The 26,128-nt window shown below is 36.4% G+C and carries 24 protein-coding genes and 2 riboswitches; of the genes, 16 read left to right on the top strand and 8 right to left on the bottom strand.

The window, feature by feature from the left end:
• Window positions 1–412 precede the first annotated feature (412 nt).
• Window positions 413–1,165, top strand: a complete 753-nt coding sequence (sigI, locus tag ACR65M_RS04450) for an RNA polymerase sigma factor SigI (RefSeq protein ID WP_440272666.1) — start codon at window positions 413–415, stop codon at window positions 1,163–1,165.
• Window positions 1,162–2,229: an anti-sigma factor domain-containing protein gene (locus ACR65M_RS04455; RefSeq protein WP_440272667.1), complete on the top strand. Its 1,068-nt coding sequence runs from the start codon at window positions 1,162–1,164 to the stop codon at window positions 2,227–2,229. The genes sigI and ACR65M_RS04455 overlap by 4 nt, the downstream gene beginning before the upstream one ends.
• A gap of 45 nt (window positions 2,230–2,274) precedes the next feature.
• On the opposite strand, the gene ACR65M_RS04460 is transcribed toward ACR65M_RS04455, so the two are convergent.
• The gene (locus ACR65M_RS04460; protein ID WP_099354122.1) at window positions 2,275–2,469 is read right to left on the bottom strand and encodes an alpha/beta-type small acid-soluble spore protein; all 195 of its coding nucleotides are present in this window, start codon (window positions 2,467–2,469) and stop codon (window positions 2,275–2,277) included.
• 230 nt (window positions 2,470–2,699) lie between these two features.
• On the opposite strand from ACR65M_RS04460, the gene ACR65M_RS04465 reads away from it, so the two are divergent.
• Window positions 2,700–4,049: a TrkH family potassium uptake protein gene (locus ACR65M_RS04465; RefSeq protein WP_440272668.1), complete on the top strand. Its 1,350-nt coding sequence runs from the start codon at window positions 2,700–2,702 to the stop codon at window positions 4,047–4,049.
• Between the two features lie 72 nt (window positions 4,050–4,121).
• Window positions 4,122–5,470, top strand: a protein-coding gene (locus tag ACR65M_RS04470) for an IS3 family transposase (protein ID WP_440272669.1) whose coding sequence is annotated in 2 segments (ribosomal slippage) — window positions 4,122–4,566 and window positions 4,566–5,470 — 1,350 coding nt in all. Because the reading frame shifts where the segments join, the coding sequence is not laid out codon by codon here.
• A gap of 65 nt (window positions 5,471–5,535) precedes the next feature.
• On the opposite strand, the gene ACR65M_RS04475 is transcribed toward ACR65M_RS04470, so the two are convergent.
• Window positions 5,536–5,892 carry a DUF3905 domain-containing protein gene (locus ACR65M_RS04475; RefSeq protein ID WP_341332241.1) on the bottom strand — a complete coding sequence of 119 codons (357 nt, stop codon included), beginning with the start codon at window positions 5,890–5,892 and terminating at the stop codon, window positions 5,536–5,538.
• Between the two features lie 145 nt (window positions 5,893–6,037).
• Here ACR65M_RS04475 and ykzP point away from each other — a divergent pair, with 145 nt between their 5' ends.
• Window positions 6,038–6,193 carry a protein YkzP gene (ykzP, locus tag ACR65M_RS04480; RefSeq protein WP_099354306.1) on the top strand — a complete coding sequence of 52 codons (156 nt, stop codon included), beginning with the start codon at window positions 6,038–6,040 and terminating at the stop codon, window positions 6,191–6,193.
• Between the two features lie 42 nt (window positions 6,194–6,235).
• Here ykzP and ACR65M_RS04485 read toward each other — a convergent pair whose 3' ends face one another.
• Window positions 6,236–7,981, bottom strand: a complete 1,746-nt coding sequence (locus ACR65M_RS04485; RefSeq protein ID WP_341332240.1) for a B12-binding domain-containing radical SAM protein — start codon at window positions 7,979–7,981, stop codon at window positions 6,236–6,238.
• 211 nt (window positions 7,982–8,192) lie between these two features.
• Here ACR65M_RS04485 and ACR65M_RS04490 point away from each other — a divergent pair, with 211 nt between their 5' ends.
• Window positions 8,193–9,953 carry a methyl-accepting chemotaxis protein gene (locus tag ACR65M_RS04490; RefSeq protein WP_440272670.1) on the top strand — a complete coding sequence of 587 codons (1,761 nt, stop codon included), beginning with the start codon at window positions 8,193–8,195 and terminating at the stop codon, window positions 9,951–9,953.
• A gap of 113 nt (window positions 9,954–10,066) precedes the next feature.
• On the top strand, window positions 10,067–10,555 hold the full coding sequence (locus ACR65M_RS04495; protein ID WP_440272671.1) for a methylated-DNA--[protein]-cysteine S-methyltransferase: 489 nt from the start codon (window positions 10,067–10,069) through the stop codon (window positions 10,553–10,555).
• A gap of 56 nt (window positions 10,556–10,611) precedes the next feature.
• Here the strand turns inward: ACR65M_RS04495 and mtnA are convergent, their stop codons facing one another.
• From mtnA to ACR65M_RS04510, 3 genes are all read right to left on the bottom strand, one after another.
• Entirely contained in the window at window positions 10,612–11,661 is a 1,050-nt protein-coding gene (gene mtnA / locus ACR65M_RS04500) for an S-methyl-5-thioribose-1-phosphate isomerase (RefSeq protein ID WP_440272672.1), read from the bottom strand.
• Window positions 11,662–11,665: 4 nt separating this feature from the next.
• The gene (mtnK, locus tag ACR65M_RS04505) at window positions 11,666–12,856 is read right to left on the bottom strand and encodes an S-methyl-5-thioribose kinase (protein ID WP_341332236.1); all 1,191 of its coding nucleotides are present in this window, start codon (window positions 12,854–12,856) and stop codon (window positions 11,666–11,668) included.
• 255 nt (window positions 12,857–13,111) lie between these two features.
• Window positions 13,112–13,246, bottom strand: a riboswitch (SAM riboswitch).
• 86 nt (window positions 13,247–13,332) lie between these two features.
• Window positions 13,333–14,124 (bottom strand): carbon-nitrogen family hydrolase, encoded by a 792-nt coding sequence (locus tag ACR65M_RS04510; protein ID WP_121445307.1) that lies wholly within the window; start codon window positions 14,122–14,124, stop codon window positions 13,333–13,335.
• Window positions 14,125–14,220: 96 nt separating this feature from the next.
• Between ACR65M_RS04510 and ACR65M_RS04515 the strand changes: the two genes are divergently transcribed.
• The 7 genes from ACR65M_RS04515 (at window position 14,221) to ACR65M_RS04545 (ending at window position 20,171) form a co-directional block, all read left to right on the top strand.
• On the top strand, window positions 14,221–15,396 hold the full coding sequence (locus ACR65M_RS04515) for a pyridoxal phosphate-dependent aminotransferase (RefSeq protein ID WP_440272673.1): 1,176 nt from the start codon (window positions 14,221–14,223) through the stop codon (window positions 15,394–15,396).
• Between the two features lie 139 nt (window positions 15,397–15,535).
• Window positions 15,536–15,642: riboswitch (SAM riboswitch) on the top strand.
• Window positions 15,643–15,718: 76 nt separating this feature from the next.
• The gene (mtnW, locus tag ACR65M_RS04520; protein WP_440272674.1) at window positions 15,719–16,957 is read left to right on the top strand and encodes a 2,3-diketo-5-methylthiopentyl-1-phosphate enolase; all 1,239 of its coding nucleotides are present in this window, start codon (window positions 15,719–15,721) and stop codon (window positions 16,955–16,957) included.
• 2 nt (window positions 16,958–16,959) lie between these two features.
• Window positions 16,960–17,628 (top strand): 2-hydroxy-3-keto-5-methylthiopentenyl-1-phosphate phosphatase, encoded by a 669-nt coding sequence (locus ACR65M_RS04525; protein ID WP_121445304.1) that lies wholly within the window; start codon window positions 16,960–16,962, stop codon window positions 17,626–17,628.
• Window positions 17,615–18,235: a methylthioribulose 1-phosphate dehydratase gene (locus tag ACR65M_RS04530; protein ID WP_121445303.1), complete on the top strand. Its 621-nt coding sequence runs from the start codon at window positions 17,615–17,617 to the stop codon at window positions 18,233–18,235. The genes ACR65M_RS04525 and ACR65M_RS04530 overlap by 14 nt, the downstream gene beginning before the upstream one ends.
• Window positions 18,236–18,256: 21 nt before the next feature.
• On the top strand, window positions 18,257–18,802 hold the full coding sequence (mtnD, locus tag ACR65M_RS04535) for an acireductone dioxygenase (RefSeq protein ID WP_440272675.1): 546 nt from the start codon (window positions 18,257–18,259) through the stop codon (window positions 18,800–18,802).
• Window positions 18,803–18,978: 176 nt separating this feature from the next.
• On the top strand, window positions 18,979–19,608 hold the full coding sequence (cbpA, locus tag ACR65M_RS04540) for a cyclic di-AMP binding protein CbpA (protein WP_121445301.1): 630 nt from the start codon (window positions 18,979–18,981) through the stop codon (window positions 19,606–19,608).
• Between the two features lie 302 nt (window positions 19,609–19,910).
• Window positions 19,911–20,171: a Spo0E family sporulation regulatory protein-aspartic acid phosphatase gene (locus tag ACR65M_RS04545; RefSeq protein WP_121445300.1), complete on the top strand. Its 261-nt coding sequence runs from the start codon at window positions 19,911–19,913 to the stop codon at window positions 20,169–20,171.
• A 124-nt stretch (window positions 20,172–20,295) separates the two neighbouring features.
• On the opposite strand, the gene ACR65M_RS04550 is transcribed toward ACR65M_RS04545, so the two are convergent.
• Window positions 20,296–21,531 (bottom strand): MFS transporter, encoded by a 1,236-nt coding sequence (locus ACR65M_RS04550; protein ID WP_121445299.1) that lies wholly within the window; start codon window positions 21,529–21,531, stop codon window positions 20,296–20,298.
• A gap of 229 nt (window positions 21,532–21,760) precedes the next feature.
• Between ACR65M_RS04550 and ACR65M_RS04555 the strand changes: the two genes are divergently transcribed.
• Window positions 21,761–22,708, top strand: coding sequence for an aldo/keto reductase (locus ACR65M_RS04555; protein ID WP_121445298.1), 948 nt, complete (start codon window positions 21,761–21,763; stop codon window positions 22,706–22,708).
• Between the two features lie 50 nt (window positions 22,709–22,758).
• Here ACR65M_RS04555 and ACR65M_RS04560 read toward each other — a convergent pair whose 3' ends face one another.
• Window positions 22,759–24,264 (bottom strand): ATP-binding protein, encoded by a 1,506-nt coding sequence (locus tag ACR65M_RS04560; RefSeq protein ID WP_341332233.1) that lies wholly within the window; start codon window positions 24,262–24,264, stop codon window positions 22,759–22,761.
• 214 nt (window positions 24,265–24,478) lie between these two features.
• Between ACR65M_RS04560 and ACR65M_RS04565 the strand changes: the two genes are divergently transcribed.
• Complete coding sequence (locus ACR65M_RS04565; protein WP_440272676.1) at window positions 24,479–26,044, top strand: bifunctional metallophosphatase/5'-nucleotidase; 1,566 nt, start codon at window positions 24,479–24,481, stop codon at window positions 26,042–26,044.
• Window positions 26,045–26,128 lie beyond the last annotated feature (84 nt).

A 26,128-nucleotide genomic window follows, 5' to 3' on the forward strand; every position in this document is an offset into this window, starting at 1 on the left:
CCAAAGCGAACTTTCTAAAAGGATAAAATCCTTTCCACCATCTTTTCCTTATGGATGAGCAAGGCGCTTGCGCTTTTATTTTCTATTGTTTCCTTTAAATGGGGAAGGAATGTTGGTAATAATAACCTCAAAATAATTCGTAAAAATATATTTGATAAAAAAGTATTATTTACCCCCTCAAAAATAATACCGAAGACGTAACCTTTAAATGAGTCAAACATTACAAAAATAGAAGCGGATGTAACGGAAAAGAAATATATGTTACAGAGCTTGTCACCATTTCTATATAAGAATAGTCTTTCGTATTAGTTCTTTTGTAATATTTTCAGCTAGAGCATTCCAATGTGAAAAATTGTTATTGAATCTCGCTTCAGACTCTTGCTACTATTAACAGATAGTAAAGAGAATTGAGGTGAAACAGGTGCTTAGCCTTTTATTTAAAATTGGAAAACGAAAAAGCACTCTGGAAGAAACCGTTATAGAGATTCAAAATGGAAATCAACAACTACAAAATAAACTAATTGATGACTATAAGCCCTTTATTGCGAAAAATGTTTCTGCTGTTTGTAAACGATATATAAATGAATCAGACGATGAATTTAGTATCGGCCTTATTGCATTTAATGAGGCAATTGAAAAATACTCGAAGGAAAAAGGGAGCTCCTTTTTATCGTTTAGTGAACTTCTCATTAAACGACGAGTGATTGACTACATTCGTAAAGAAGCACGAGTACGCAATATAAATTTTATCTCTAATGGTGAAACAGATGAGGAAGGAGCTCAATCAAAGCTCGAGGCTCATCTATCTGTTGACGATTATCAAAGGAAAGTGGAGCAAGAACAGAGAAAAGAGGAAATTCTCCATTTTCATCAGGTATTGCAGGAATTTGGTTTGTCATTTCAAGAACTTCTTGAAATTTCGCCAAAACATGCAGATGCTAGACAAAATGCTATTATGGTATCAAAGGCCGTTGTAGAAAATGAAGAGCTGATGGAGACGCTGTTTGAAAAGAAACACCTTCCAATTAAGCAGCTAGAATCAAAGGTTTCAGTTAGTCGTAAAACGATAGAGAGAAATCGAAAATACATTATTGCAATGGCAATCATTTTATCTAGCGACTATGTCTATTTAAAAGATTATCTAAAAGGGGTGCTCGAGAGTTGAAAAAGGGGATCGTTATGGATGTGAACGATGATTATGTTACGATGCTAACCCCTGATGGTGAGTTCGTAAAAGCCAAACATACTAAAAAGAGCTATGAAATTGGCGAAGAAATAGCCTGTTTTCCAATCGACGTGCGGGTAAGGAATGCTTCAAAGCCGCAGTTTTTTCAGGTAAGGAAATGGCGTTATGCGTTAGTAAGTTCTTTAGTTGCAATTTTATTTTTATCTTTATTTATTCCTTTTTCAACGCGTAATGAAGTGTATGCATACATGTCCATCGATATTAATCCAAGCTTTGAAGTTGGATTAGACGAAAACCTACAAGTCATAAGCTTAGAAGCTTTAAATGACGAGGCGAAAAAACTGCTTGAATCCATTCCAGATTGGAAAAATAGCACGTTAGACTCAATCACAGAAGAAATCATTGAACATAGTAAAAATAGTGGCTATCTCAAGGACGGTAAGCAAGTTTTAATTACCACAGTTGTGACGGACTCGCATGATACAAAAATAGACCGTGAACTTGAGCAAGGTATTGAAGAAATAAAAAAAGAATATAAAAAGGAACAAATTGCAGTTACCTCAATAACAAGTACGGTTGAAACAAGGAAAGCTGCACAAGAAAAGGGGATCTCGACGGGGAAACTGCTAATTGAAAAAGATAAAGTTCCTAAACCAGTACAAGAAAAGAAAGTACAGCCTGTTCGCCAAGAGAAAAAGAATCAACAGAAAAAGGCATATGAGCAGAAAGAGATAAACAAATTTAAAAACAATCAAAAACAACAGGCTGAAGAAGTTAAGGAAGAACTAAAAGAGAAAAAAGAACAGATAAAAGAAAAAGTCAAAAACAATATTGAAAACTCCAATATGCCAGCCCACTTAAAAGAAAAAAAATTAGAGAAAATTGAAGAGAAGTGGGAAAAGAAGAAGCAAAAACAAGAAGAAAATTGGGAAAAAAAGTCACGTAAGAAGGAAGAAAAAAAACGGGATAAAGAAGATAGATGGGATAAAAAAGAAAATAACAATCGTGGCAAAGACAGAAAGCATGACGATGATGACGATTAAAAGCCGAGGCAAATTTGCCTCGGCTTCGTCCATTTTATGAAGTTATTATTCTCCGCCTCTTAATTGGTGTTGTGCTTGGGAAACGAGGCGTTTTGTAATTTCGCCGCCTACAGAACCATTTGATCGTGATGCTGTATCTGAACCAAGCTTAACACCGAATTCTTGGGCTATTTCAAACTTTATTTGATCTAAAGCCTGTTCAATTCCAGGAACAAGCAATTTATTACTACTTCTAGCCATTTAACTCACTCCTTTTTAGATATAAACAACGTTTAATTCGTTGTATGTTTAGTATGAGAATATAATTAATTTCAATACTGGAAATGCATACTAATCATCATATCGGAAAAGTATCAAGACAAAAGTCTTTTTAATTGACCGTTCGTTTACACAAAAAAGACTTTTAAAATGGTAAGTAATTCTTTAATATAAAGGAATAGATTTCGCAATTAGGTTAGGGTGACAGAAAAATGTGGAAAAAATTAAATTTGTATTTCAACGATCTCTCTCCAGCTCAATTAATTTTTGCATTCTATCTATTGGCTGTTACGATTTCCGTTATATTACTTAGTCTTCCTTTTGCTATTAAGGAAGGGGTGAAGGTCGACTTCATTGATACGTTGTTCACAGCTGCAAGTGCAGTAAGTGTAACAGGATTAAGTGTAATTTCAGTCAAAGATACATATACCGTTTCTGGTATTTTTATTTTGATTTTCGTTTTACAGGTTGGCGGGATTGGAATTATGACAATGGGTACTTTTATTTGGTTATTATTTCGTCGGAAAATTGGTCTTCGTGAAAGACGATTAATTATGGTTGATCAGAATCAATCACAGTTATCAGGTTTAGTAAATCTTCTTAAACAAATTATTATTATTATGGTTATTATTGAGTTGTTTGGAAGCTTGATTTTAGGTCTTTATTTTATGCAGTTTTTTGATACTTGGCAGGAAGCTTTTATTCAGGGTATTTTTGCCGCAGTTAGTGCGACCACGAATGCAGGGTTTGATATTACAGGGACCTCTTTAGTGCCTTATGCAAACGATTATTTCGTCCAATTTATTACAATTATACTAATCATTTTAGGCGCAATTGGTTTCCCAGTCTTAGTCGAAATCAAGGATTTTCTTTTTCAAAAACAAGGAAGATATCGGTTCTCACTTTTCACGAAGCTTACGACTGTTACATTTTTATCCTTAGTTGTTTTTGGTACGATAATGATTCTACTATTGGAATTTAATCATTTCTTTAAAGGAATGAACTGGCATGAAACCTTCTTCTATGCCTTATTTCAATCGACAACAACTAGAAGTGCTGGTCTTGCAACAATGGATGTAAATCAATTTTCGGAGCCTACATTACTGTTTCTGGGTGCCATGATGTTTATTGGAGCTTCGCCCAGCTCTGTTGGTGGAGGAATTCGTACCACGACATTTGCAATTAATATATTGTTTTTATATCACTTTGCAAGGGGAAACAAGAATATTAAAATCTTCAAACGTGAAATTCATGAAGACGATATTAGAAAATCACTTATAGTCACGATCTTTGCTTTTTTTACTTGCTTTATTTCTGTATTTTTATTAAGTATTACTGAGGACTTTACCTTTACGGAAATATTCTTTGAGGTAGCATCTGCTTTTGGTACATGTGGTTTATCAATGGGGGTTACGCCAGATTTAAGTAATTTCGGAAAAATACTGATTATGTTATTAATGTTTATCGGACGGGTAGGTATCTTAAACTTTATCTTCATTATCGGAAAGAAAGGAAAGGATGTAAATTACCACTACCCGAAAGAGAGACTAATAATTGGATAATAAAAAAGAGCACCGATTTGAACTGCCCCGTAAATGTTAGACACTCTAATCTAACGTTTACGGGGTGTTTTTATGGCTAAATTTACAATAGAAAAGAAATTAGAAGTTGTCCAAAGGTACTTAAATAATGAGGGTGGATATGGGTATCTTAGTAAAATGTTTGGAATATCTAAAAGCACAATAAAAAAATGGGTTTTACAGTATCAATATCATGGTGGAAAAGGGCTAATAAAAAGCTATACAAACTATACTGTTCAGTTTAAACTAGACGTACTACAATATATGAACGAACAAGGGACATCTCTATATGAAACAGCTGCTATTTTCAATATTCCATCTCCCAGTACCATAATTACTTGGAAAGTGAAGCTTGAAACCAAAGGATTGGATGCCCTTAAAGTGAAGAAAAAGGGGCGTCCATCTATGGAAAAAGAATCAAAGAAGCTAGCACCAGTTGAAGGATCAGTTGAAGCACTACAAGCGAAAATTGAACGTTTAGAAATGGAGAACGCCTATTTAAAAAAGTTGAATGCTTTAGTTCAAATGCAAGAAAAGTTACAAACAAAATCAAAGCGCAAGTAATTTTTGAACTAAAGCATAAGTATGAAGTTGTGGATCTTGTTGAAGTCGCTGACATTAAACGTAGTACGTATTATTATTGGGAGAAAAGATTAAACCAACCTGATAAGTATGCGAACGTTAAAGAAAGTATTAAAGAGATATTTCATGAACATAAGGGTCGTTATGGACACCGTCGGATCACGATAGAACTAGAGAAACGAGGGTTTAAACACGATAAAAAAACCATCAATGGTTTAATGAATGATATGGGCTTACTATGCTTAGTCCGAATGAAAAAGTACCGTTCTTATAAAGGAAATGTGGGAAAAGTTGCTCCTAACATCCTAAATCGCGATTTTTCGGCAGAGAAAGTGAATCAAAAATGGGTAACTGATGTGACGGAATTCCACCTATTCGGTGAAAAGCGTTACCTCTCTCCAGTACTTGATTTGTGTAATGGTGAAATCATTGCTTATAATGTCATGAAACGTCCTGTTTATAAATTAGTGGGTGAAATGTTAGACCAAGCAATAGAACGTATTCAACCAGGAGATCAAGTGATTCTTCATTCAGATCAAGGCTGGCAATATCAAATGAGACAATATCAAGTGACATTAGAACAGCACCAAATTACGCAGAGTATGTCCCGAAAGGGAAATTGTTTGGACAATGCGGTCATGGAAAACTTCTTTGGCTTATTAAAGTCCGAACTCCTTTATCTACAGGAATTTGACAGTATAGAACATTTTGAAAAGGAATTAGATGATTATATTCACTATTACAATCACAAACGAATAAAGGCAAAATTAAAAGACTTGAGTCCTGTAGAAAATCGAACTCAAATCTTAAAAGTTGCGTAAAATATGTGTCTAACTTATTTGGGGCAGTTCAATTCGGGTGCTCTTTTTTGGATAGCTTTTTCTATTTAGTCGTTTCCATAGCTAGTGTCTTTTGATGGATGCATGAATGGAACTCCTTTAGGTTGTTTTTTACTTTCAAGTAATTCACGATTCTCGGTTGTATTCCAGCCGATATCGTTTGTTGGATGTACCCACTGGTCTCCGGCCATAATTTCTGGATCCACTTCATCGCTCCAATTATTCAATGGTGAATGGGGGGAGTCATAAAGACTATCGCCTATGACCACTCCATGTTCGTTAACAAATGGTTCCTCCATTTTGATTCCAGTACCTTTAAAGGATGGAGCTGAAATTTGATGGGGCATCGTTTCGTCTAAAATTGGTGATTCAATCTCTTCTGATTGTTTTTTCTTTTTTGTCAATCTTATACACCTCACCTATCTATTTTCTATAGTGTTTGCAACAACCAGAAATTTATAAAATGTAAGGTTTAGAAAGAGGTGTATTTTACCACCTATGTAGATGACATTCACGGTAAAAACTACAGATGAAAAGGGGGTAAAAACGATGAAACGTAAAGTGAAGTTTGATGCAGCAAGAAAGAGTAATTTTACACCAAAAGAAAGTATGCCTGATACAGAATTTTCAGCAGAAGCAGATTATGAAAATCCAATGAAGGGTGCAAATCGTAATTCCAAAAAAGGAAACAGCACTGGCGAGTAGTCCTCAAAAAAGGAAAAAAGAGTCAGCCAGGCTGACTCTTTCTTATGAAACTTTTCGAGAATACACTTTTGCTTGTCTTTCAATCGGATCAAAATAAACGAGTAAATACGTATCTTGTAATTTGATCTCACCTGTTTGTTTATAAGTCTCAAGGTCAAATGGTATTTTTTCAACAACTGTATGCTTGTATAAATCTTTTTCTTGAAGTTCTAGTCTGCTGAATTCCTCACCTAGAGCAGTCGGTTCCTCCACAATCTCCTGATAGAAGTTTGCACGATCTTGCTTACTTACAAGGTCTTCCCACCAAGGTTTACGTGGCTTGTATTTTTGATTTCTTAAATAATCATATTTCATGATAGCTTCTATAACCGGGAGCTGATATTGGTTTGTCGCTTGTAAAAATTCATAGAGCCGCTTGAATAAATCCTCTAACTGGTGACCAATTCGAGACCATCCACGCTCATCCCAATACGTACCAAAGTCTTGGAAGAAATCAAATGGTGTCTCAAAACTATGAGTAACCAAAAACTCCACCGTCTCGTTCATTCGATGGTCATTCCAATATTTTTCAAGTACATCCTCTACCTGCTTAATTCTTGTTATATCCTCAAAACTCAAAACATTATTTCCTAGAATCTCATAAGGTGAGTGATCCATATAGATATAATCGTGCTGTGCTGCAGTGATTCGTACTCCTGTACCACGAAGCATTTTTAAAAAGCCAAGCTGAAGCTCCTCGGGACGCATTTCAAACACATCATTAAATGTTTTTCGGAAGGATTGATAATCTTCCTCAGGTAGACCGGCAATCAAATCTAAATGCTGATCGATTTTTCCGCCTTCTTTGACCATCATTACAGTCCGCTGCAGCTTTGTAAAGTTTTGCTTGCGTTTAACCAATTCATTTGTTAAATCATTTGTTGATTGAACCCCGATTTCAAATCGGAACAGCCCAGCAGGTGCATTCTTATTTAAAAAGTCAATGACTTCAGGTCTCATAATGTCTGCTGTAATTTCAAATTGAAAAACAGTACCTGGACGGTGTTCATCAATTAAAAACTGAAACATTTCCATCGCATAGCTTCTGCTAATATTGAAGGTGCGGTCAACGAATTTTATTGTTTTAGCACCATGGTCCATTAAGAAACGAATGTCATCTTTAATTTTTTCACGATCAAAATAGCGGACACCAACTTCAATGGAGGAAAGGCAAAATTGGCAATTAAATGGACATCCACGACTTGTCTCAATGTAAGTCACTCGTTTTGATAAATGTTCGAGGTCTTCTTCAAACCGAAAAGGTGATGGTAATTCTTTAAGATTGAGCTTATTTCGTTGTGGATTGATTTTCAAACGATCTTCTTTACGGAAAGCGACACCACTGATGTCATCTTTACTTTCATTATCACGAATCGCAGTCAGTAGATCTTTAAAAGTTTCCTCTCCTTCACCCATGACAATGTAATCAACCTCGGGTATGCGCTCAAGCCATTCATGAACATCATAAGTCACCTCAGGGCCGCCAAGGATAATGATTAGCTCCGGATTTATTTTTTTAAGCATTTTGATGACTTTAATCGTTTCTTCGATATTCCAAATGTAACAGCTAAAGCCGATAATATCCGGCTTTTTTCGATACAAGTCAGTAACGATGTTCATTGCAGGGTCCTTAATTGTATATTCCGCGAGTGTAACATCAAATTCAGGTGCTGCAAAAGCCTTTAAATATCGAATCGACAGACTTGTATGGATATACTTTGCATTTAACGTACTTACAACAATATTCATTTTTTTACTCCTTATTTTAAAAACACTATGATTAACTAATATATTCTACCACATGAGGCTACTTGCACCAAATACAAGTGAATATTCCTTAGTTTAATTCTCAGAATTCATTCCAAAGTCCGATAATTTCTACTATAATAAAGAATAGCGAAACAGAGATTTTGTCGAAATATCTAAAATAGAGAAAAGAAGTAAACAAGGGGGTAGGCTCTTGAAGGGGTCAATAAGGGAGAAACGGGAAAAGAACGAACATAGAAAGTTACCAACAAAACTAGCAGCATGGTGGCATAATTTGAAGATTGGTAATAAATATGGAGTGGCATTTACGATTACCATTCTTTTATTTTGTTTATCGGCATTAGTCATTTTTGTACAGCTGCATCAAGTAAATAATGAAATGAAAGAAGTGAAAAAAAGCGGCGAGCAATCCATAATGATTACTGAAATTGCTAGTGTTTTCAACCAGCTAGGAAGCGAGATTAGTATTTACATACAAGATAGTAATGGAAAACACGTTACAGCATTTCAAGATTTAAGTAAACGATATGACAAATTATCTGATGAACTTAAGCCTTCTCTAACAACTATAGAGCTTCAGCATTATAACAAGGTTGGAGAAAATAAGCAAAAGCTCACCACTTTATTTGATGAGAAAGTTTTTCCAGCGGTTGTCTCGGCAAATAAGCTTAGTTCAATAGAAGCTAGTAAGGAAGCTGAACAAATAATTAAAGATACTGTCAGACAATTGGATCAGATGAGAGCGAACATGAAAGTAAAAAGTGAACGTGCCATTACAGTAGCAAATTCGAATGTAACTGGAACGGCTATTGTTTTACTTGTTTCAATAGTCATATCGACGATAATTGCTATTTTAAGCCTAGTGATAATCGGTAGAAATATTGGAAAGCAGCTTAAAAAATTGATTGGAATTTCGAATCGAATTGCAGAGGGTAACCTAAATGTCGATGTCATTCAAGTGAAAGGACATGATGAAATAGGGTTGCTCAGCAAGTCATTGAACGTAATGAATGAAAGCCTTCGGTCGATGATTCGCGAAATTACAACGGTTTCCGAGCAAGTAACTACAAAGAGTTCCGAATTAATGATCTCGTCAAGTGAAGTGAAAGCAGCGAGCCAGCAAATTGCGTCTACCGTCCAAGAGTTATCAACAGGGGCTGAAGAGCAGGCTAACTCCTCTACACAATTAGCTAAAATGATGGATGATTATGCTGAGAAAATTAAGACAGCAAATCAAAGTGGAATCCAAATCAATGAGTCGTCACAAAACGTATTGGATATGACGAAAAAGGGCCATGAATATATGAGTGCCTCAACAGAGCAAATGAATAAAATAAACAACATCATGCAATTTTCCGTCGAAAAGGTAAAAGGACTAGACGAACAAACAAAACAAATATCTACCCTTGTTAAGGTCATCCGAGATATTGCAGATCAAACGAATCTGTTGGCACTTAATGCAGCAATTGAAGCAGCACGAGCAGGAGAACATGGAAGAGGATTTGCAGTTGTTGCAGATGAGGTCCGGAAATTAGCTGAACAAGTATCTCATTCAGTTAAAGACATTACTGAAATTGTAAATAGCATTCAAAAGGAATCAAATTCAGTTGCTCAGGGTTTATTAAATGGATACAGTCAGGTAGATGAAGGGTCCAAACAAATTCAAATAACTGGTCAAACGTTCCAAGATATTTATGATGCTGTTACAGACATGGTTAAGCGTATCCAAACGATCTCAGAAAATCTTGATACAATTACAAGTAATACGGTGGAAATGAATGTATCGATTGATAATATTGCTGCAGTTTCAGAGCAGTCAGCAGCTGGAGTTGAACAAACGTCTGCCTCCGTTCAACAGACCACGAGTACGATGGAAACAATTTCTGACCATTCAGAGCTGTTATCTCATTTAGCAAATAGACTAAACACCATGATTACTAAATTCAAACTATAAGGCGGATAAGCCAGTGCACTAATCAAAGCACTGGCTTTCTATTTAGAAAATATAGGATTTCCAAAATGTTTCAGGGTTTTGTAAAATAAAAGTAGAGAAGGGAGTACTGCGCGATGTATAAATATAGTGAAATGAAAACCGATATATTTGGAACCATTTATATCCTTGCCTATGAAATGGAATTAGTGGACATCTCACTTTCTGAAGAGGACTGGGAGGTGGCTAATAAAAAGTACGATGCTTCCTATGCTCCGGATGATGCTACTATCGTTAAAATTAAAAATCAGCTTGAGGAATATTTTAGCGGGGAACGAAAGATATTCAGCCTCCCAATTAAATTTCGTGGTACAGTGTTTCAAGAACAGGTGTGGAATGAACTTTTAAATATTCCATACGGTGAAACTCGCTGTTACGCGGATATTGCGGATGCCATTGATAATCCAAAAGCCGTTCGTGCGGTTGGACAAGCCAACAGGAAAAATCCAATTCCGATTGTAATTCCATGCCACCGTGTAATTGGAAAAGACAAGTCATTGACGGGATACTCTGGTACACGAACAGATTTAAAAGAAAAATTGTTGGAATTGGAAGGCGTGTTTTAAAGATCTTTCAAATCAAAAATCCAGTGTGCCTTCACACTGGATTTTCTTATAATCTATTATCTTTCAAACACCTGCTGGATTTCCGTTCTTAGCTCACCTTGTAAAATTCCTTTTTCCGTAATAATGGCTGTAATAAGTTCATTTGGTGTAACATCAAACGCTGGATTGTATACTTTTACTTCTTCTGGTGCGACGCGAACACCACCCAAATGAGTCACTTCTTCTGGATTTCGTTCCTCAATCGGAATTTCTTTTCCACTTTCCAATGTCACGTCAAACGTAGAAAGAGGTGCCGCGACATAAAAAGGAATACCAAATGTTTTTGCTAAAACCCCCAAATTGAATGTTCCGATTTTATTGGCAGTATCCCCATTTGCTGTAATTCGATCAGCACCTACAATGATCGCATCAATGCCTTTTTCCAAAATTGTATGGGCGGCCATATTGTCCGTAATGAGTGTTACATCCACTCCTGACTGAAGTAGTTCCCAAGTTGTTAACCGAGCTCCTTGTAATACTGGCCTTGTCTCAGATGCATAGACTGATAGATTAATGCCTTGTTGTGCAGCAAGATGGAATGGTGCTAGTGCAGTTCCATAACGAGCTGTTGCGATTGAACCCGCATTACATATTGTCAACACCTTGAATCCATCTTTGAATAGAGAAAGTGCATATTCACCAATTTGGCGGCAAACCCCTTCATCTTCTGCTTGAATTCGAATCGCCTCATGGACAAGTGTTGTTTTTGCTTCATTCACTGACTTTAAAGCTTCGATACTTGCAACTAGACGGTTTAATGCCCAAATTAGATTTACAGCGGTAGGGCGTGAGCTTGCTAAGTATTCTTTATCTTTTTGGAGTCTTTCCTTGAATTCTTGTATGGATGTTACATCATAGCCTTGAGCAGACAATGCTAAACCAAACGCAGCAGTAATTCCTATTGCTGGAGCTCCACGGACTTTTAATGTGGTAATACTGTCCCAAACATCCTCAATTGAAAAAAGGTCGATAAATACAGTTTCCAACGGAAGCTTTGTTTGATCTAATAGTTTGATATGTGTTTCATTCCACTGAACAGATTGAGGAACTTTTTTTGTGTATGTCATGTTGTCACTCCTTAGCTGTTTTTTCTACATAGTTTCGTAGAGTTCCAAGTTCCTTGATTGACTTGCGTTCTTTTATTAATTCTTTTCCTAAACGTAGTGCATGCTGTTTAGTTGCGATTTTTTGTTCAATGCTTTCAATGCCATCTAAGTCAGCAACATGTGCAAGGCCGATTGTTCGACGTATCACTTCACAGCCAGCAAAACCAATTGCATCTTCAAAAGTTTGCTCAAGAACATATTCCAAATAACCTTCCGTATCACGATAAAGTTCAACCGCTTCATTTTTCCAAAGGTCTGAGAAAGTCCAGGAAAACACTTCCCATGTTCTTTTGATATGTTCGTATAATGGCTCACGGTACTCAGAATCTCTTGAAATTGCATTTAATAATAGATTTGCAATAAATTGCCCGATATCAAAACCGAGTGGGCCAAAATAGGCAAATTCAGGATCAATAACTTTCGTCTCAGTTTCACTAGCGAATATACTTCCTGTGTGTAAATCGCCATGTAATAGAGCATCTGCTTGAGTTAAGAACTTCTGCTTTAACTTTGCAATTTCAAGCTTCAGCGGTTGGTCAGCCCAAATTTGTTCAACATCATTCTGTAATTCCTCTTCGAAACTATTTGTATCGATATCGAAAAATGGATCTGTAAAAACAAGATCCTCCGTAATTTTACAAAGGTCAGGATTTATAAATTTTTGAACCAATATTTTTTTCTTCGATGGCTCTAGTCCAAAGTCTGAAGTGTAAAATAATGTTTTAGCTAAAAATGTTCCAATATGCTCAGATAAAAGCGGGAAGTTTTTACCTTCAATGAGACCTGCTCTTGAGATTTGCAAGTGGGAGAGGTCTTCCATCACAGTAATAGCTAGAATCTCATCAGAATAATAAACCTTTGGTACAAGAGTTGGCACATAATCAGCTGCTGCTAATAATGCATTTGCTTCAATTGTTGCTCGCTTTAAAGATAATGGCCAGCTTTCACCAACCACCTTTGCATATGGTAAAGCTTGCTTAATAATAATGCCATTTCCTTCTTCTTCGGTGATATGGAAAACTAGATTTAAATTTCCATCCCCAATTTCTCTGCATTTTAAAAATGTTCCTTCTTCAAACAAACCTAAACGAATGGCCAATGCCACCGCAGTGCTTTCTGTTAATGGTTCGTAAATCGATTGATATGAAATTGACATATTTATATTCCTCCAGAAGTATTATTTAATAGTGTGGAGGCTTTTCTAAAAACGGAAAAGCCTCTTTCATTGAAAGAGGCTTGAAGACACGGCTTCGCACCTCTTATCTGCCAAGAAGATCAAATGAGCCTTCAGCGAATTTGCGCACAGATTTTTTCGAGCTTGCTCGAAAATTTACCTTTGAAAATCTGTTGCATCCGCCGGAGGCTATAACTTTATTCAGTCTGGTTTTAAGCATGACTGAATAAAGTTATTCACTTCCTGCTGGAATTAGCACCGTGCCTTGTGGGTTTCCCCAGCGCTAAAAAATAGCGCCCCACCTTGCGATGGATTTACGGTCGGTTGCTGGGCTTCATCGGGCCAAGTCCCTCTGCCTACTCTTGATAAGAGATCAAATTAATTGATATTCTATTATATGTTGATACTGAAGAGAATGATATCAACGAATGTACATAATTGTCAATATATTTTTATTTCTATGAATGATAAAAATTAGGACGACGATCCTGGAAGATAGGAATTTGTTTTCTCACCTCTTTTACCTTGCTAAGGTCGATTTCTCCAACTAGAGTTGTGCTTTCAGTACCTGCTTCAGCAATAATGTTTCCCCAAGGGTCGATAACCATCGAATGACCTCCGAATTCATTATTAGGATTACTTCCAACACAATTACATGCAACAACATAGCACTGATTTTCAATCGCTCGACTAAGGAGTAATGTTCGCCAATGCTCAAGGCGAGGAAGTGGCCATTCTGCTACCACGAATAAAACTTCTGCGCCACTTGTTGTATGTGCACGAATCCATTCTGGGAAGCGAATGTCGTAACAAATCACACCAGCTGCTGGTACATTTTCAATTATGAAATCGCCTTTTGCTTCACCGGCCTTTAAATACAAATGTTCATCCATTAGCTTGAATAAATGTAGTTTGCTGTATTCACTTAGCAATTCTCCGTCTCGATTAAAGACAAACATCGTATTTGTCACACCTTGCTCCGTCTTTTTGGCTACAGAGCCTGCTACAATATTTACAGAGTATTGTTTTGCTAAGGTTTTTATAAACGTTTTTGTTTCATCGCCATTTTCATCTGCAATTTCATCTAATCTTGTTAAATCATATCCAGTCGTCCAAAGCTCTGGAAGGATGATAATATCAGGTTTGTCCTGATTCATTGTCTTTTCGATTTCTTTAGAAATTTGGGCAAAATTCTCTTGCGGTTTACCGAATTGAATATCATACTGTATACAAGCAATTTTAAGATTCATTTGGTATCCTCCCAGTGAAAATAATACTTTACAAGTTAACTCTAACAATATATTATTTTTGGTTAGTATTTCAAGTATTTTGAAGAAGGTGTAGATATGAAAAATTTCCAACAATCTGAAACCCTGCAAAAATTACCGAAACAGTTTTTTGCTTCTCTTGTAGCTAAGGTGAACAATGTAGTTGCCCAAGGGCATGATGTAATAAATTTAGGTCAGGGGAATCCTGACCAACCAACACCTCAACATATTGTTGAAGCTCTTAAAAAGGCTGCCGATCAGCCTAAATTTCATAAGTATTCTCCATTTCGTGGCCATACATTCTTAAAGAAGGCAGCGGCAGAATTTTACCAACGTGAATATGGTGTTGAACTTGACCCTGAAACAGAAATCGCGATTTTATTTGGTGGAAAGGCTGGATTGGTAGAGATTCCACAATGTCTATTAAATCCTGGGGATGTTGCATTAGTACCTGACCCTGGTTATCCAGACTATTGGTCAGGTGTTGAGCTTGCAAGAGCTGAAATGGCCTATATGCCTCTGAAAGAAGAGAATTACTTTCTACCAGATTACACAGAAATTGATTCAGAAAAGCTTGAAAAAGCAAAGGTAATGTTCTTAAATTACCCGAATAACCCAACAGGGGCTATTGCAACGAAAGAATTTTTTGAAGATACAATTTCTTTTTCGAAAGAACATAATATTTGTGTGGTACATGATTTTGCATATGGTGCGATTGGATATGAGGGGAAAAAGCCGATCAGCTTTTTGGAAGTTGAAGGTGCCAAAGATATCGGTATTGAAATGTACACACTTTCAAAAACCTATAATATGGCAGGCTGGAGAGTGGGCTTTGCGGTTGGAAACCCAAGTGTAATTGAAGCAATAAATCTAATTCAAGACCATATGTACGTGAGTTTGTTCAGTCCCGTTCAAGTAGCAGCTGCAGCCGCACTGACCGAGTCACAGGACTGTGTAAAAGAATTAGTAGACAAATATGAATCAAGACGGAATGCATTCATTGGTGCCTTAAAAGACATCGGATGGGATGTGAACGCACCTGAAGGCTCATTTTTCGCATGGTTACCTGTACCTAAAGGTTACACATCAGTTAGTTTTGCAGACCTATTACTAGAAAAAGCTCATGTTGCTGTAGCACCAGGAATCGGCTTTGGTGAATATGGCGATCGATATGTACGTGTTGGTCTTTTAACTGACGAAAATAGACTTGTTGAAGCTGCAAATCGAATTAAAAAACTAAACTTGTTTAAATAACCATTAAAATTTAAAAGTTAAAAAATGTTTGACAAGAAAAATAATTCCTGTCATAATCCTAATTAAATTCAATTTCGTAAAAATTAAATTTAGATTGAGCTTACTTAAAACATGGCTCAATATAATAATAGAATCTATTTTCTTATTAAGAGCAGGTGGAGGGACTAGCCCAGTGAAGCCCGGCAACCGACTTACAAATTGTAAGCACGGTGCTAATTCTTGCAGCATTAAGCTGAGAGATAAGAAGATGTTAGTTTGCTAACCTCTTCTTATGAAGAGGTTTTTTTCGTCTTATGGAACATTTTGAAATGAGGGTTGAAAAATGAGTGAAGTGATTGCTACGTATTTGGTGCATGACACCGGGGACAACTTAGTGAAAAAAGCTGAAGGTATCGCACTCGGCTTAACAATCGGCTCTTGGACAAATTTACCAAAAATAGAACAAAACCAACTTAAAAAGCATAAAGGTATAGTAATAAGTGTCGAGCATTTAGATTCAGACAACAGAGCAAGTCAATATTTAGGAAAGCAAGTAAAAAAGGGAATTATTAGAATAGCATACCCAAGCGCTAATTTTAGTGCAGACCTACCGGCTGTTTTAACAACTACCTTTGGTAAGCTTTCCTTGGATGGGGAAGTTAAACTATTAGATTTGGAGTTTTCTAGTGAATTAAAATCCACATTCCCTGGTCCGAAATTTGGAATTGAAGGCATTCGTGCAAAACTTGGAGTATATAATAGACCGCTGGTAATGAGTATTTTTAAAGGGGTCATTGGAAGAGACATAGCCTATCTCAAGGATCAGCTTCGTGAGCAGGCACTCGGTAGTGTGAATATCATCAAGGATGATGAAATACTCTTTGAGAACACGTTAACACCTTTGGAAACAAGAATCACTGAAGGGAAAAAGGTACTTGAAGATGTGTTCAAAGAAACCGGACAACGGGCACTTTACGCTGTAAACTTAACCGGAAGAACATTCGAATTAAGGGAAAAAGCTAGGAAGGCAGTAGAGTTAGGTGCTGACCTACTATTGTTTAATGTTTTTGCTTACGGAATTGATGTACTTCAAAGTTTAGCAGAAGACCCGCAAATTTCAATACCAATTATGGCCCATCCAGCTGTAAGTGGGACACTCACTCCTTCTGAGTTTTACGGATTTTCTAATAAGCTATTACTAGGAAAATTACTTAGATATGCTGGGGCAGATCTTGTCTTGTTCCCTTCACCATATGGTAGTGTTGCGCTTGAAAGAGAACAGACACTAGCAATTGCAGAAGAGTTAACAAAAAATGATGAGGTATTTAAACCAACATTTCCTGTTCCTTCAGCCGGAATCCATCCAGGCCTAGTGCCACTACTAATCAATGATTTTGGAAAAGATAGTGTCATCAATGCCGGTGGCGGTGTTCACGGACATCCTGATGGTGCAATTGGGGGCGGAATGGCCTTTAATGCTGCAGTTGATGCAGTACTAGGTGGAAAGACACTTATTGAATTTGCAAAAAATAGCCCTGAGCTTAAAAAGGCAATTGAATTATGGGGATATAAAGAGGTATAAAAATGAATAAACCAATTATCTTCTGTGATTTTGATGGTACAATCACGAATACTGATAACATTATTGCCATCATGAAAAGATTTGCTCCCCCTGCATGGGAGGAGATCAAGGACCAAGTTCTCTTACAAACAATCCCGATACAGTTGGGAGTGAGTAGAATGTTTGCGCTTTTACCATCAGCATCGCGTAAGGAAATTACAGACTATATACTCAACCATGCAGAAATACGAGAAGGATTTAAGGAATTTGTTGCGTTTACAAAAGAAGAGGAAATTCCCTTATACATTGTCAGCGGTGGGATTGATTTTTTTGTAGAGCCATTGCTTGACGGACTCGTTCCAAAAGAGCAAATTTACTGTAACAGATCCGATTTTACAAATGAAAAAATAAAGATTGTATGGCCATACACTTGTGATGATGAGTGCACAAACGAGTGTGGCTGTTGCAAGCCAACGTTGATTCGTAAGTTTGCAAATCAGGACGATTTTAAGATCGTTATTGGTGATTCCATTACAGATCTTCAAGCGGCTAAACTTGGAGACAAGGTCATTGCTAGAGATTTTCTTGTCCAAAAATGTGAAGAACTTGGAATTAATCATTCTTCATTCCATTCCTTTTTTGATGTAATAGAGATTCTAAAAAAGGAGGTTCTAACAAATGCTTCGAATTAAGCAATGGACAGAGCTTGCAGATATAAAAGATGAACTTGCAGCGCGTGATTGGTTTATGGGGACAAGTGGAAATCTTTCCATAAAAGTATCCGACAATCCTATCACATTTCTTGTTACAGCAAGTGGCAAAGATAAAAAGAAAAGAACTGATGAGGACTTTTTATTAGTGGATGAAGCAGGTTATCCAGTTACTCCTACTCACTTGAAGCCTTCGGCAGAAACACTTCTGCATGTTGAAATCTATAACAAAACAAATGCAGGTTGTAGTCTTCATGTTCATACAGTTGATAATAATGTCATTTCTGAACTATATGCTGACAAAGGAGAAGTTGTATTCAAGGGGCAGGAAATTATTAAAGCGCTTGGTTTATGGGATGTGGATTCAGAAATTAGAATACCAATCATCCAAAATGATGCTGATATCCCTACACTTGCAAGAAATTTTGGCAAGTATGTCACTAGCGACTTTGGCGCCGTACTGATCCGAAACCATGGAATCACTGTCTGGGCTAACAATGCATTTGATGCAAAAAAACATTTAGAAGCATATGAGTTTCTTTTTAGCTATCATTTAAAACTATTAGCATTAGCCCCTTTAAGGGTATAAAAAATTCACGAGGTGAGAAAAATGGCAAATATTAAATTACGTAATACAGGTGAGAGACTAGAGGAACAAGAAGAGGTAGCAGCATTTTTAGAAGAACAAGGTGTCCTTTATGAACATTGGGATACTAACAAAATACCAGAGGAATTAAGAGGAAATTGTAGAATTACGGATGAGCAAAAAGATCAAATCCTATCGATTTACGAAGCAGAAATCAAATCACTTGGTGAGCGTAACGGATATCAAAAATGGGATGTCATCGCATTGTCCGATGCTACTCCTAATCTTGATGAGCTTTTAAAGAAATTTGAACAAGTACATGTTCATACAGAAGATGAAGTACGTGCAATCGTAGCAGGACATGGAATTTTCATTATTAAAGGAAGTGGCGATACTGGCTACTTTGATGTTGAATTAGAGGCAGGGGATGTTATTTCTGTTCCTGTTGACACACCACACTTTTTCACACTAATGGATGATCGTGAGGTCGTAGCAGTTCGATTATTTATTGATCCAACTGGTTGGGTAGCTCATCCATTCCAAGACCCAGAGTTTACAGGTACAAAATAGGAATAGAAGGAGCTTTATGGTATTTTCCATAAAGCTTTTTTATATCAAAATGTTTAGAATATTCTTTACACATTAGTGTAAATATGTTACATTTTTGTTCATTGGAAAAAGAAATATTCTGATGCATATACTATAGGTAGTTGGGAATTCTTTCTACTGTAAGAGGAGTGGAGACTATGAAAATTCGCTATAATTTTGTTGAAAAATCAGATGTAAAATATTGTAACGACGATTTTACCGTCCAACAAGCACTTCAATTTTTAAATGAAACAGGATATCGGTCTGTGCCGGTATTGTCAAAAAATGGTACAACATTTGAAGGTTTAATTTATAAAGTTGACATTTTAGAGTACCTCTATGAAAAGAATGGAGATGCAAATGGAAGTATTCTTACCCTTGTCGAAAGTAAGGATGCATTTGTTTACGATGAGGATTCCTTCTTTAAAACATTTTTAACAATTCGTCGTTTGCCGTTTATTGCGGTGCTTAACTCCGAGAAAGAATTTCTTGGAATTATTACACATTCTAATGTTATGGATGTCCTTGAGGATTCATTTGGTATGCGGACAGGTGGATATACTCTAACAATTGCTACGATTGAACATAAAGGTGCGATAAAAGATCTTGTATCTCTAATCCGTGACGTTAACATAGATGGAATGTTAACTCTGGATAATGGTGAAAAATACCTCCGTCGCATTATCCTAAATCTACCGGGAACTCTTGGAGAGGATAAGATTCAAGCTATCAAAAGGAAGCTCGAAACGAAAGAATTCCGTGTTACACATATCGATCGAATTAAATAAGAAAAATTTTAACCTATGGGTGAATTCCTGTAGGTTTTTCTATTGAAGTTTATGTCGGTTCCTGTATTATTTCGATTGTCGAAAAAGGTTGAATGGCAGCTTGGAAGCGATTTCGTACACAAATTTGTAAATTTTTTTAAGAAAAAAATGTCTATTTTTGCGAATCTATTTACATAAATAGTAGATTTTGTAATAATTCATAGAGTAGCAACTCAGCATGCACCAAAGGTAGTATTGGTTGGCATACGATAGTTGTATGCGGCGTTAGAATTTTCTAACGTGTGAATAAAGGAGTGGAAGTTTTGGAAACTAGACGTATAGATTACAAACAGATACTATTAGAGGATATTAATAGAAAAAGAGAAGAAATGATTGCTATCGCTAATAGTACGGGGTTTACAAGTAATGAAACAATTGAATGTAGTCAAGAACTTGATGAACTTATAAATATCTATCAACGAGCAGAAACAGCAGAACGAAACCATTCACTTTTTCGTCAGTTTTTAAAGAGAGTCATGTTATTTTTCTTACTTCAAAAAGTCAGCTATAAATCACAATCATAAAAAATATAACCTACCAAACAATTCATGAAAATGGATTGTTTATTTTTTTGCGAAGGGAAGAGGAATTTGCAAGGTTATGCCAAGACTCAATAAAAAAGGACGCATACGCGTCCTGAAAATTGTGTTATCCTGCATTATTCCACTCATTAAGCTTATGATCAGTAGGTAATAGGAAGGCCAATAATCCTAACAATGGAAGGAAGCCCATCATAATGATGGTTGGTGTTAACCCGATTGCGTCGATGATAGCACCAATCCCAACGCCGCCTATAGCCCCCATACCGAAGGCGAGGCCAACAATTAATCCTGACATCATTCCGATTTTTCCTGGAACTAATTCTTGAGCATAGACAACAGTAACAGAGAAGCTTGATAGTAGCATAAACCCAATAACTGTAACGAGCACGATTGCCACATGAGGACCAACAAACGGGAGAATCAGTGCTAATGGTGCTGTACCTAATAGAGAAACAATGATGACATTTCGTTTACCGAATTTATCAGCCAATGGTCCCCCAAAGAATGTTCCTAAGGCCCCTGTGGCTAAGAATAAGAAAATAAATATTTGTGCTTGTGAAATGCTGTAACCATATTTTTCAATTACATAAAATGAGTAAAAATTTGTGATGCTTGACATGTACCATGTTCGAGCAAATACAAATAGCACGAGAACAACTAATGCGAATTTGACAGCTTTCATGTTTCGCGGAGCAGCTGAAATGGCCTTTTTTACTTTCTTTTGAAGCTCAACTGTTTTTAGTGTTTTAGAATACCATTTAGCAATATATATAAGTAGTCCGACTGCAAGCGCAGCAACTAATGAAAACCAAATGGCCCCAAATTGTCCTAGTGGTACAAGGATTAAAGCAGTAATGACAGGTGCCAGAGCTTGACCTGAATTCCCCCCAACTTGATAAATCGATTGTGCCAATCCACGTCTGTTACCTGCACTCATGTAGGCAACACGGGACCCTTCGGGGTGGAAAATAGCTGAACCTATTCCAATAAATAGAACTGAAAGAATGATCGTTAAAAAGTTAGGTGCAAATGCGAGGCCAATGACTCCAAAAAAAGTAGAGGTTAATCCAATTGGCAAGGCAAATGGCATTGGTTTTTTGTCTGTATACCAACCGACAACAGGTTGAGCAACTGAAGATACAATTTGTAACGCAAAGGATATTAATCCGAGCTGCGTAAACGTTAATCCCATTGATTGTTCTAAAATTGGGAACATCGCTGGAATAATCGCTTGTATGGAGTCATTGAGCATGTGGACAAATCCAATGATAAATAAAATCCCATAAAGTGTTTTATTCGCGTCATTTTCAGTACTTGTAGCTTGTGTTTTTGCTGCGAGCATTTTATTTATTTCCCCTTTGTTACTTACCGATGAAGTAATTTTAATCAATATAATCCTTTACTCTATAAAAAACCTTTTTTTCAATTTTGTAAAGCGAAAATTCAAAATAAATTTAAGTAAATCAAGACAAAAATCAGCATTTTCTTCATTGAACAATTGCTTTACCTTGTTTGAAATTTCTGATAAATTTAATAGTAAGATAATATTCGCTTGAAGGAGGAGGCATGACATGAAATACAGAAGATTAGGACGTTCTGGTCTTAAAGTTAGTGAAATTAGTTTGGGTAGTTGGCTAACTTTTGGGAAAACAGTTGATGAATCAATGGCAACGAAAACCGTTCATAAAGCATATGAACTTGGAATAAATTTTTTTGATTCGGCAAATGTGTATGAGCGAGGGGAAGCAGAGCGAATCGTAGCAAGTGCATTAAAAGAATATCCGCGAGAGTCATATGTTATCGCAACTAAGGCATATGGTCCGATGGGTGATGGTCCAAACGATAGAGGCTTATCAAGGAAACACGTGATTGAACAGGTGAATGCAAGTTTAAAACGCATGGAACTAGATTATGTGGATGTGTTTTACTGTCACCGCTATGACGAAGATACTCCTCTGGATGAGACACTACGAGCAATTGACGATTTAATTAGGCAAGGAAAAATTCTTTATGTTGGTGTAAGCGAATGGAGTGCAGCTCAAATCCAGGAAGCTGTAGCCATTGCAGATAAGTATTTATTAGATCGAATTATTGTGAATCAGCCTCAATACAATATGCTCCATCGTGACATCGAGGATGAGATAATACCAGTTTGTGAGAAAAATGGAATTTCTCAGGTGGTATATTCACCGCTTGCCCAAGGGGTATTAACCGGTAAGTATAGAGGTGGTACGATTCCAACTGGTAGTAGGGGAGCAAACTCACAGGTAAATACGTGGGTGAAAAATATCATTAATGGAATTGTTTCAACTAAATTAGATCGTCTTGAAGAATTTGCAACAGAACTAGGTGTCACCTTACCGGAATTAGCTCTGTCATGGATATTAAGACAGCACAATATCGCGAGTACACTTGTCGGAGCGACAAATCCGGAACAAATTGAAGCAAATGCCAAGGCCACTGACCTAGTACTTGGATTTGAAGAGATTAAGAGAATCGAATCTATTTTGACTGTCTAGTCCCATAAGCATCAACAAACCCACTTTCGAGAAAGTGGGTTTGTTATTAATTAATCTTCGTGTAAAGGCAAGTGTACTTGAACTATAGTACCTTTACCTTCCACACTATCAATATTAATTGTTCCGTTATACATATTGACAATTCTTTTACAAATCACAAGACCGAGGCCAGTTCCAGTATCCTTATTTGTAAAAAATGGGGTATACACCTTTGAAAGAATATGTTTTGGAATACCGACACCTGTATCAGTGATTGATAATATACAAGATTTTCCCTCTTTTTGAATTGAAATTGACAGTTTGCCACCATCTGCTTGCATCGATTCTATTGCATTTTTGGATAGATTTAAAACAACCTGTTTAATATTATCATTTGAGCACATGATGTACATTGGCTTTTCCGAAAGATGTAAATCAAATTCCACATTATAGAGGTTTGTTTCAGATTGAATAATGGGTTGGACTTCTTTCACAATGTCATTCATATCATAACTTTTACGTTTGTCTGCGGTAGGTTTGCCAAGGATTAAGAACTCATTGACAATATCATTAATCCTTGTAATTTCTTGCTGAATGACCGAAAAATAAAATTGATCGTTCGGATCCTTATGTTTTTCACTTAATAATTGAATGAGTCCTTTAACCCCAGTTAAAGGGTTTTTTATTTCATGTGCGCTACTTGCTGCTAGTGTTCCGACTAATTCTAATTTCTGTAACTCATTTTCCTCTCGCTCACGAATAGTTTGGCGTTTGAGAAGAAGATATTTTCCAAGAAGAAAAAGAATATGAGTAAGGATCAATAAAATACCACTAAAAATCACTGAGTTTAAAATAAATATCTTTTTATTCGATAATGTTGTTCGTGGCCATGCTTCAACTGTCCAATTCACATTAGCTAGCTCCGTACTAATGATATCGCTATCAATCGAATGTGAATCTAAATTAGTGGTAATTAATTCCTGGCCAATCGGGTCGATGACTCTTAAAATTTCATCTGGTGCAAGAACCTTCAGTACGTTTTCTAAATAATCTAGGCGTAAGCTAAAGAGTACAACTCCTTTAACTTTATTCGATTTAATAACGGGTGTGGCGATTGTAACTATAAATCTTCCAGTTATTACTCCTTTATGCCCTGATGAGATGACTGTCCGTTTTGTTTGAAGCGCCTGTTGGAAATATTCGCGATAGGAAATGTTCACTTTATTATCTAAGTCGAGAGTAGACACAAGGATATCACCGTTTGGATTTGCCCAATATAGTCCAGAAAAGCGATCATCCTTTTTATGAATTGAATGTAGCATGTTCTTAATCTCTTCATTACTATTTTTGTTTTCAAAGACAATCCCAAGAGTTTCGGTGCTAGCTAAAGTTTCTCCAATAAACCGATCAATATAGCTAGATTGAAAGTTTACCATCTCTTTTGTTTTGGCTGTTTGGTTAATAATAGCCGTATTATAATGATAATTCGCAAATAAAATACTACCAATTGTGGTAGGTAAAATTACAATAATTAGATATACAAGACTATTTTTTAGAACTTTAGATTCTATTTTCAAACACATTCTCCTTGCCATTTTTCTGTAAAATTATTATATCAAAATGGCAAAGAGAAACATATTAAATTTGACAAAAGTAGTCAATTTCTGTCTAATGGTACATTAATTAGGGGTGAATGGAGAAAGTTTAATGTTAAAAGATTATTATTCTTAACCCCGAAAATTGGTAAAATTATGTATACTAAAATTGACCCTATACAAAAGAGGTAAAAAAATGAAATCGATATCAATTACCATTCTTGAAACGAGTGATGTACACGGCAATATTTTTCCAATTAACTATGGGAACAATGAGCCTGTTGGTCTTGGACTTACAAAGATTGCAACTGTGATTAAAGAAGAGAGAAGTCGTAATAGGAATACTATCGTTATTGATAATGGAGATTTAATTCAAGGAACACCTTTAACTTATTATTATGTAAGATCAGGTCGTCATAAACAAAATCCAATGATTAAAATATTGAATGATTTAAAATATGATGCAGTTGTTGTTGGAAATCATGAATTCAATTATGGGATCGATGTTTTACAGCAGGCGATTAAAGATTCAACTTTTCCATGGCTTTCTGCAAATATAGTAAATGAAGAAGGGGAGCCATTTATTGGAAGGCCATATATCATGGTTGAGCTTGAGGAAGGAATAAAGGTTGCGATTCTGGGTGTAACCACTCATTACATCCCGAATTGGGAGAATCCGGAACATATTAAAGGTTTAACATTTAATGATGCATTTGAAACAACAAAATATTGGGTGGGGAAAATCCGTAATGATGAAAATCCGGATTTGATGATTGTTTCCTACCACGGTGGATTTGAAGCAGATTTGGAAACCGGTGAGCCAACCGAAAAGATAACAGGAGAAAATCAGGGGTACCGAATTTGTAAAGAGATTGAGGGGGTTGACCTTTTATTAACTGGCCATCAGCATCGTTCCCTTGCCGGGAAAGTAAACGGCATCCCGATTGTTCAGCCAAGCTTTAATGGTCAGGCAATTGGTAAAATTACCCTAATCCTTACGAAAAATGAGAAAAAGTGGACCATTTCTGAATCTAGGCCTGAACTTATTTTCGTAAAAGATAAAAAAGCAGACGAAGGCTCAATTGAACTAGTAAATGAATATGAGGTTGCGACACAAGAATGGTTGGACAAACCAATTGGTCAAGTTATCGGAAATATGACAATTGATGATCCTTTAAAAGCACGCTTAAGGGATAATGCGCTTGTTGAATTTATTAACAAGGTGCAGATGGATGTCGCCAAGGTATCGATTTCAAATACAGCACTTTTTAATAATATAACGAAAGGTTTTCCTTCAAATATTACGATGAGAGACGTGGTCTCCAATTATATTTATCCGAACACGTTAACGGTCATTCGGATAACAGGGGATGACGTAAGAGCGGCACTAGAAAGAAGTGCAAGTTATTTTATTCTTGATAATGGAAAGGCAGCAGTCAACCCTTCATTCGCAACACCAAAGCCACAACATTACAATTATGATATGTGGGAGGGTATTGAATATATAATTGATATTTCAAAGCCTATGGGGGAGAGAGTAGTAAAGTTAAGTTTTAAGGGTGAACCCATTCAACCAGAAGGTGAGTATGATGTTGTCATGAACAACTATCGTGCAGGTGGTGGTGGTGAATATGTCATGTTCAAGGATAAGCCAGTTATTAAAGATATTCCACTTGATATGTCCGAGTTAATTGCAAACTATATCCTTAAAAGAGGAACAATTGAAGCCACTGTTGATGATAATTGGATGGTAATATGGTAATGAAAAACCCACGGATATGGTCCGGGGGTTTTCTTATGGTAATCCAGCTCAAACACCTAGCCCTTAGTGGTCACTTTACTCTAC

It is taken from the genome of Ferdinandcohnia sp. SAFN-114, assembly GCF_059415045.1.